Source organism: Empedobacter sp. GD03797 (assembly GCF_029842105.1).
GTDB classification, from domain to species: domain Bacteria; phylum Bacteroidota; class Bacteroidia; order Flavobacteriales; family Weeksellaceae; genus Empedobacter; species Empedobacter falsenii_C.
This window is the reverse complement of sequence record NZ_JAOCFS010000050.1, coordinates 1-9,330: the sequence shown is the minus strand read 5'-3', so window position 1 is coordinate 9,330 and position 9,330 is coordinate 1. Positions and strand designations below refer to the sequence as shown.

The following is a 9,330-nucleotide window of genomic DNA, read 5'->3' as shown; positions in this document are numbered from 1 at the left end:
CTTTAGATTCAAAAGCTTTAAATGAATTTGAAATATTTAAAGCTTTCGGTAGAGTTTGATCAAGTACTTTATTTTTGTCGTAATATTGATCTACTTCAAACTCAATTGGCACTTTTTCAATTTTGTATTGAAGTTCTAACCTATTAGTATTCTCATAACGAACAATGGTATCTGCATCTAAATCAAATGCACCATTTCCTGATAGCTCACGTTCAACATCTGCTAATACGTCAAAAGAAGCAGTAGCGGTCAAACCATACAACGAAATTTCCTTATTCTTAGAACGCACATAATTATATAAGTTCCTACCTAAATGCAGATAGGAGAATCTAAAGTCATGTCCCCATTCAGAAACACAATGCACTTCATCAATTACTCCATAAGCAAAATACACGTTATAATCGTGCATGTGTTTTAATCGCTCACGAAATGAATAGATCGCTAAACGCTCAGGTGAGAGAAAAATAAATTGTAATTGTGAATTTTCTAATTGAGATTCAACAGCTTTTTTCTCTACTGAAGATTGTGATGAATTTAAATAACCTGCACTATCTATTCCTATATTAATTAGACCATCGTATTGATCTTTCATTAAAGATTTTAGAGGGTCGATAATCATTGTAACCCCAGGTTGTAACATAGCTGCAACTTGATAAGTCAATGATTTACCTCCACCAGTAGGTAATAATCCAATAACAGGTTTGTGCTGCATCGCACGATCCAGTATAGGTAATTGACCAGGTCTGAAAGCAACTTTTCTAAACAACAATTGAACGAAATATTCTAATTTTTCTTTCGTCTCGATAATATCCGAATAATTACCTCCTTGATCTTTGGTTACTAAATTTTTATAAACTATTAAATCAGTTGTATAAATATATCGTTTAGCTTTTTTAGTTATGGCTGTACACGAATTGAAATAACAATTGTTTTTCGCTTTGTATTGACTAAAATCTTCAATTTCATAAACATTAGACTTACTTAAACTCAAGGTAAAAACTAAGTCGTATGTTTTATTACGTATACTTTGATTCGCTTTTTGATGAACTTCATTTCCTAAATGTAATGCTGAAGAATTAAAAACAGATGTATTAATCACCGTAAGACTAATTTCAGGTAGTACTAAATGCTCATAATCTTGCGTTAAACTTATTAGGTTATCATACATCACTTTAAAGTCTTCAATTGCTATATACGCAAAAGGAACATCTTTTTCTTCGATTAAGAACTCCCATTTTTCAGATTCAATCTCTAAATGTCCGGTTAAAATAGCTTCGACCAAAACTTTTTGAAAACGTGCAATGGCAATTGGTGTATATATATGCTGAATTAATTCTAAATTATTAGAACTGTTTTTATCAACTCCATTTTCAATAATGGATTTTAATTGATCTAAATTTATCGTTACATTTTGCTCATATTCAATTACGAAATGATTATCCGTTTTTTTACTTAAATCAAAATGAGAAGCAAAAATATTCTCCACGAAAGGACTAGCTTTCGTAGGAATACCACGACAAATAATATTATTTAATACAGCTAAAACAGGATTGATATCATCATAAACAGAAGCTCCTAAATCGAAAGGTGCAACAGTATCAAAATATCCATAATCAATATTAAGATTTAGTTCTTTACGAATCTGAGTTATGATATCTAACTCATATGCGGCTGTAAACTGCACTGCTGGATAATATTCAATTGGAATTAAGTGCGGTTCATTATCAGCTACTAATTCATAAATCTTTGTTTTATTCGTCCATTTATCTCTATAATAACTATCCTCGAATTGGTGTATTGTATTTCTATTTTTAAGGCTGAAATAATTTAAAAATGCATCAATACGCTGATTCATTGGATTCAATGGACCGACACAAACCAAATACTGGTTTTTATTCTTATTGCCATCTACTAATGAAGCTAAATATTTTAAATCAATTTGAGCAACATCAAGAATATTAGAAAATATATGAATAATAGGAAACTCTGAATGGGAAGATAATTCAACTTTGTCTATATCTTCAAAGAAGCGGGCATAAGATTTTAATTCAAAATCATATTGATTTTGATAACACATTACTAAATCAACAGCACGATCCAAAGCCATTTCTGAAGGTTCTATCAAAGTAACTTTCTTTACATTACTAATTGAACTATTGATTTGTAAAAAATCCAACAAATTAATCGTTCCCATTGCTTGACCACATCCCCAATCAATAACTTCAAAAGGCTGCTGAATCAAATTTTTAGGTAAATATTTAAATGCATCTAACAATTTAGCTTGATGCATATTTCCAAATGAAAACAAATATTGGCACAATAGTTCGTGTGTATCTAAAAGAGCTACTCCACGATCTAATTTATCCCATAATTGATCCTTCTCAATTTTAGACAAATGATTTAATTCTTCATTTGCTAATTTTCTAATATTTGAAAAGTTTAATGGTGATAAATTGGAAACTTTTTGAATGAAGTTATTACTCATTATTTTATTACACGGAAAGTTAAGTTAACACGTTCTTTCATAGTTTTTTTAGATTTTGGAACTTGATGTTTCCAAAAATGTTGTAATTCACCCATCATAATTAATAAACTACCATGTTTTAATGGTATATCAATACGTTCACCTGTATCCTTGTGTTTTAACTGAAAGACACGTTCTTCTCCAAAGTTTACTGAAGCAATTACTGGGTTATTACCTAGTTCCTTTTCGGCGTCGGTATGCCATGAAATAGAATCATTACCATCACGATAACGATTTAGTAATACACTATTAAAATTTACACCACTTAAAGGTTCTATTCTACTTTTAATTTTTAATAAAGATTCATTCCAAGGGTGAGGTTGTAAAGTAATTCCTGAAAAAGTATAAGGTTTATCATTATCGCCATACCAAGTTGTTAACCTGGGAAAAGGAATAATTTTACCATACATATTCATAGATTGCTGTTCCCAAACGATGTTATTTATAAAATCATTTAAGAAAAAGTCTGCTTCAATCCTATTAAAAAAATTGTCAATATAGATATATGAACCATTCATTATTTGAATTGGTTCATAAGGGTTTTTAGGTTCAGCAAATAAATCAAGTTGATCCATTATTTATTATAAATATGGTTAAAAATATAGTTTATACAAAGCTAAGATTTTAACGCAATATAGTGTAATTTAACAATTATTTTAATTTACAAAATATACTTCTCTACTGCTTTATCTAATTCTTCGTTTACGATTTTTGCATAGATTTGAGTTGTTCCAATATCTGAGTGATCTAACAATTTTGAAACGTACTCAATACGCATTCCGTTAGCTAAAGCTTGGGTTGCAAATGTATGTCGGCTTAAATGGAATGATAACGAGAATGGAAATTCTAATTCTTTACCGATTCTACGCAATTTCTGACCACATAAAGTATTTTTGGCAGCTATTACTTTTAGTTGGTATTCGTTGGATTGTTCGAAGAAATTTGCTTCTGAAATGATTGGAAAAATAAAATCATCTGATTCGGAAGTTTCTTTCTTGTATTTGTTTAAAATCTCTAAAGCCGATTGACCTACTTTGAATTGATGTGAACGTTTCGTTTTACGAATGTTTAATCTGATACGTTGTTCGTTTTCATCATAGTTTTTCCATTGTAAGGTAACGACATCACCAAAACGTAATCCACCCGCATAACAACTGAAAATAAACATATCACGGAAATACGTATCTGTTTGACCAGATGAACTCTTGTGATTTTTTAGCTGCTCTATTTGTTCTTTGTTTAAAAACAGTCTTGTACTCTTGTCTTTTTTGATTCTTACACTCGCAAATGGATAAGTATTTAAAGTGATGACTTCTTCACGAATGGCATCTTTAAACATTATCGCCAGAATATTTAAAGCATAATGCATAGTTGTAGAACCATTCTTTAAACGATTGCTCATAAAATTGACATAATCATTTAAAACTGTTACTGTGATATCTTCAAAGTAGATTTCGTTTGTACCTAAAAACTTCTCGAACTTTTGAATATTCATTTTATAAGCTTTATAGGTTTGAGGTGATACATTCCCTCTGACACGTTCACAACGCTCGTAAGCATATTCAAAGAAGTTCTTAATATCTTTTCCTTTGATCGCTTCTTTTAATCGCTTAGCGGAGATATTTCCACGCTTTCGCTCGTTATCAGCAACCATCGCTTCTGCATCTGCTATCTTTTGAGATAAGAAAGCATTCATTCTCGTTGAATTGGGATAATTGCGTTTTACTTTTTGTTTGACATCATCCCATTCGTTTTCTTTCAACTTTACTCCAGTTGCTATAAATTTTGTTTTACGATCCTTGATTAACCGGATATACAATGGACTGTGCCCTGTTTTATCTTCTTGGTTGGTACGAAGGACTAATTTGATTGAAGCCATTGGAAATTGTATTATTAGTTAAAAATCTACTTTTCTAAACGAATGCAATCAAGTGAATTTTTTTTGTAACTTGCTGATGCAAACGAATGTAACGTGATTCTAAGGTACAACAATTGGTACAACAAATCAAGGATTTCAATGCGTTAGAGTACTTTAAATTGAAACTTTAACAATCGTTAAACTCTTATAAATAGGCAATTTAGAGAAAAATAGTATTGTCATATTATGTTTTCGGATAATTCAACTTTATCCGAATCTAATATTTGGTTATTCATTTCGCTGTTCAGCACAAATCCATTCAGAGCAATCGCATTTTCTTCGATTTGAACCGCATCATTCATCGCGTCTTTTACTTTCATTTCAATCAACGCATTCGATTTGAAAACCTTCCCTTCTACTTCTGGATTTGCAGCATTAGAAACCGCAACTTCTTCTTTCGCATCTGTAGTCAATTCTGCATTACTCTCTGAATTCTTGTATTGTTTACAACTTACAATAGAAGCAACTATAAAAAGTGCTAAAATAATTTTTCTCATAATGATGTTTTTTAATGTTTGATTTAAAATTAGTTGCATCATTTTTCAATCATTCACCAAAATCCTTTTCTTTTACTTGTTTATTATTTTACAAATACAAAACACTGATAATCATTTATTTAATTTTATTTTACAAAGATTTATCTTGAAATAATTTTCAGATATTCAAAAGATTAAAGATGTTTGTAAAAGATTTAGTTTACTTTTAACTGATTTGTTAATTATTGAAAAGAAAAAATGAAAGTGATTAAGCCAATTTTCCTAAACTTATTACTAAGTTCCGTTGTTTTTGGACAACGAGCAGAACAACCAAAATCCGAAACATATCCAAAAAATATCTTCCAAAATCCTTTAGAAATCACCAATTATTTGGCTGGTAATTTTGGAGAATTACGTGCCAATCATTTCCACGCTGGGCTTGATATCAAAACACAACAACGCGAAGGTCTGAAAGTAAAAGCGGTTGGAGATGGTTACATTTCTCGTATTAATATTTCGCCAACCGGCTATGGAAATGCTCTTTATATCGATCATCCAAATGGATATACTTCTGTTTATGCGCATTTGAGAGAATTTACGCCAGAATTGCAAGAATATGTGCGTAAACAACAATATGCAAATGAAACGTTTAAGATCGAATTGCATCCAAAACCAAACGAACTTCCTGTTAAAATGGGCGATTTGATTGCGCTTTCTGGAAATTCTGGAGGATCTGGAGGTCCACATTTGCATTTCGAAATTCGTGATACCAAAACGGAAGAACCAATTAATCCTTTTTACTTTGGTTTTGATTTACCTGATACACGAAAACCATCTATTTTAGGTTTATATGCTTATCCAATTTATGGCGATGTGAACCAGAAAACTAACCGAGTTGTTGTAGCAAATGGCGGAACAATTTCTGCTTCTGGTGCAATAGGTTTTGGTGTAAAAACATATGACAAGCACAATGGGGCAGAAAACAATAATGGTGTTCATCAAATCAATATTTATGTGAACGATGAACCAATTTACACGTTTACTTCTAATCGTTTTTCGTTTGACGAAGCGCGAGCTATAAATACAGTTTGTGATTATGGCGATATTCAGAAGAATAACAGTTGGGTGTACCAAGGTTTTGTGAAAGATGGAAATCCTGTTAGAATGTATTCTAACTTAAAAAACAATGGAATTTTAGAACTTGAAGATGGAAAATCGTACAAAGTAAAAATTGATGTTTCTGATTATGCTGGCAATTTATCTTCGCAATCTTTTACTGTTAATGGAAAAGCATTTGTAGATTCTGCGAAACTTCCTGAAACAAATCCAATGTTGTGGAACAAAGAAAATCATTTCAAATCTGATGGAATCGAAATATTTTTCCCTAAAAATATTTTTTATGAAGATTTTGATTTAGCTTATAAATTCTCGAATGGTAAACATTGGGTGGGCGATTATTATATGCCAATTCATCAATCTTACACCTTAGCAATAGAACCGACTGCTGATATTCCGACAGCGTAATTAGACAAAGCTGTTATTGTACGCGAATATCAAAAAAGAGGCGCTTGGAAAAAAGATTATTTAACAACAGAGCTCAAAAATGGGAAGCTTGTTGCGAATCCAAAAGATTTTGGCGTTTTTTCTATTTTAATTGACAATACTAAACCGACAATTACTCCGTTAAATATCAAATCAGATAGTCAATTTACTCAAGCTAATGCTATTATCAAATTTACAATTGATGATGCACAATCTGGGATAAAAGACTATAAAGCTTATATCGATGGTAAGTGGGTTTTAGCCGAATATGATCAAAAAATTAAACGATTATCGATTAATTTGAACAAAGAACAGATTTCGGTTGGTGACCATCAATTAGAATTAAACGTGAAAGATGAAAAAAACAACACAGCAACGTACTCTACAACATTCAAAAAGATTTCTTAGTACCATAAGTTTATCTCTTTTGGGTGGAATTTTATTTGCTCAAACTGCGCAAATTAATGGTAAAGTTGTCGACGAAAATAGAATTCCAATCAGTGAAGCTGAGATTATTGTCAACGATCAATCTTATTTTACGGATCAAAATGGTAATTTCAAAATTGATATTCCATCAAATTCTTCCGTTACCGTAACTTTTAACAACAATGGTTATCATTCGTTTGCACAAACGTTTACGCTAAAAGATAAAAACAAGAAAGAAATTTTTGTTCAATTAGTTCCTGATCAAACCAATGCGATCGAATTAGGTGAAGCAACAATTTCTTTTCAATCCAATAAAAATAAACCTTTGCAAAGTACTGTTTTGAGTGCTGCGCAAATGCAACAAGGACCTAGTTTGACTGGCGGAGTTGCCGATTTATTGAAAACATTACCTTTCGTAAATTCGAATACCGAATTGAGTTCGCAATATATGGTTCGCGGAGGAAATTATGACGAAAATTTAATTTACGTTAACGGAATCGAAGTTTACAAACCTCAATTAATTCGTTCTGGTGAACAAGAAGGTTTAGGCTTTGTAAATCCTGCGATGACACAATTTATCAACTTTTCTGCTGGTGGTTGGGAAGCAAAATATGGCGACAAAATGTCTTCTGTTTTAGATGTTACCTACAAACGTCCAACAAAATTTGAAGGTCAATTAGAAGCTAGTTTAATGGGCGGAAGCTTGACATTAGGCGGAGGTTCTAAAGATAAAAAACTTTCGGCAATTGTTGGAGCTCGTTATCAAAACAGAAATTTAGTATTAAATACCTTAAAAGGTGATACCAATTTCAATCCTGAATATTACGATGTGCAAGCCAATATCAATTATAAATTAAATGATAAATGGAATGTTGCATTTTTGGGAACAATGTCGCGTTCGCGCTACGAAATGTTTCCTATAAAACGTGAAACTTATATCAATACAATGGATACTCCCTTGTTGCTAACTGTTTTTTATGACGGAAAAGAAGATGATAAATTTGCGACAGAAACAGGAAGTTTATCGTTTACGTATCAACCAAATTCTAAAGTAGATTTAGGGTTAGATGTTTTTGCTTATCATTCGAAAGAGCGCGAATATTTTGATATTCAAGGTTCTTATTTCATTTCTGAAGTAGACGAAAAAGGCTTTGCTACTTCTACGAATGATGTTGGTTCGCAAATCGATCATGCACGAAATAATTTTGATGCATTAGTTGCCGGAATTCAACACAAAGGAAAATACAAAATCAACGGAAACAATGATATTGAGTGGGGTGCAAAATTTCAACAAGAAGATATTCGTGATTTATTAGGTGAATGGCAAGCTATTGATTCGACAGGATATGTTGTAAATCCAAATCCAGGAAATGGTTTGAATTTAAGTTATTATGTGAACTCTAAAAATAATTTAAAAACCAATCGTATTTCTGGTTATGCGCAATACACGAGCAAATTCATGTGGAATGATGCAAAAGTGATGTTCAACGCTGGTGTACGTGCAGCTTATTGGGATTTCAACGAAGAAACAACTGTTTCGCCTCGTGCTCAAATCGCGATTAAACCTGATTGGGAAAGCGATATGTTGTTCCGTTTTTCGACAGGTGTTTATTATCAACCTCCCTTCTATCGCGAAATTCGTCGTTTAGATGGTTCGTTAAATGATAAAGTAAAATCGCAACAATCGATACATTTTATTCTTGGAAACGATTACGAATTTAAGTGGATGGATCGTCCGTTCAAATTAACAACTGAGGTTTATTACAAAATCTTAAACGATTTGAATCCGTATTATGTGGACAATGTGAGAATTCGATATACGGCAGATAACAATTCGAAAGGTTATGCGTATGGGCTTGATATGCGTTTATTTGGACAGTTTGTTCCTGGTATAGATTCTTGGTTCTCGGCTTCGTATGCTCGTGCTTACCAAAATATTGATGACAAAGGAAATATTCCATTACCTACAGATCCGCGTTTCAAATTATCTGCATTTTTCCAAGATTATATGGAGTTTTTACCTTCTTTCAAGGTGAATGTGAATTTAATTTATGCTTCTGGTTTACCTAACGGAGCTCCACAATTTGCAGATCCATATAATTATCAAACAACGTTGACAGATTACAAACGTGTGGATATCGGTTTTGTAAAAGAAATTATCAATCAAAAAGAATTGAAACCATCAAAAGGAACATTTTGGAGTAATTTCAAAGAAATTTCGATTGGTGTAGATGTCTTTAATGTGTTTGATATTAAAAACGAAATCAGTAACTCATGGATTCGCGACGTAAATTCGAGTGCAGTTTATACAATGCCAAATTATTTGACAGGACGTTTCTTGAATGGAAAAATTAATTTTAAGTTTTAAGATAATCCTCTAACCTTATAGATGTCAAGTTGAATTCATTTCAACTTCGCATCCTCAAAGTAAAGCTCGCAAGATA

Annotated in this window: 6 protein-coding genes; 2 read left to right on the top strand and 4 right to left on the bottom strand. The window is 31.9% G+C overall.

From position 1 onward, the window contains the following. The 4 genes from N5D90_RS16715 to N5D90_RS16700 all read right to left on the bottom strand — a co-directional run. The coding region (locus N5D90_RS16715; protein ID WP_280063423.1) for a DEAD/DEAH box helicase at window positions 1–2,485 on the bottom strand (2,485 nt) is incomplete at its 3' end. Continuing rightward, the gene (locus N5D90_RS16710; RefSeq protein ID WP_221854769.1) at window positions 2,485–3,099 is read right to left on the bottom strand and encodes an alpha-ketoglutarate-dependent dioxygenase AlkB; all 615 of its coding nucleotides are present in this window, start codon (window positions 3,097–3,099) and stop codon (window positions 2,485–2,487) included. The genes N5D90_RS16710 and N5D90_RS16715, both read right to left, overlap by 1 nt. Window positions 3,100–3,185: 86 nt before the next feature. Continuing rightward, window positions 3,186–4,403, bottom strand: coding sequence for a site-specific integrase (locus N5D90_RS16705; protein WP_280063421.1), 1,218 nt, complete (start codon window positions 4,401–4,403; stop codon window positions 3,186–3,188). 218 nt (window positions 4,404–4,621) lie between these two features. Beyond that, window positions 4,622–4,939 (bottom strand): hypothetical protein, encoded by a 318-nt coding sequence (locus N5D90_RS16700; RefSeq protein WP_280063420.1) that lies wholly within the window; start codon window positions 4,937–4,939, stop codon window positions 4,622–4,624. 237 nt (window positions 4,940–5,176) lie between these two features. On the opposite strand from N5D90_RS16700, the gene N5D90_RS16695 reads away from it, so the two are divergent. Together N5D90_RS16695 and N5D90_RS16690 are read left to right on the top strand one after the other, a co-directional pair. Continuing rightward, window positions 5,177–6,442 (top strand): M23 family metallopeptidase, encoded by a 1,266-nt coding sequence (locus N5D90_RS16695; RefSeq protein ID WP_280063418.1) that lies wholly within the window; start codon window positions 5,177–5,179, stop codon window positions 6,440–6,442. A gap of 373 nt (window positions 6,443–6,815) precedes the next feature. Continuing rightward, a complete protein-coding gene (locus tag N5D90_RS16690) occupies window positions 6,816–9,254 on the top strand; it encodes a carboxypeptidase-like regulatory domain-containing protein (RefSeq protein ID WP_280063417.1) in 2,439 nt (812 codons plus the stop codon). Window positions 9,255–9,330 lie beyond the last annotated feature (76 nt).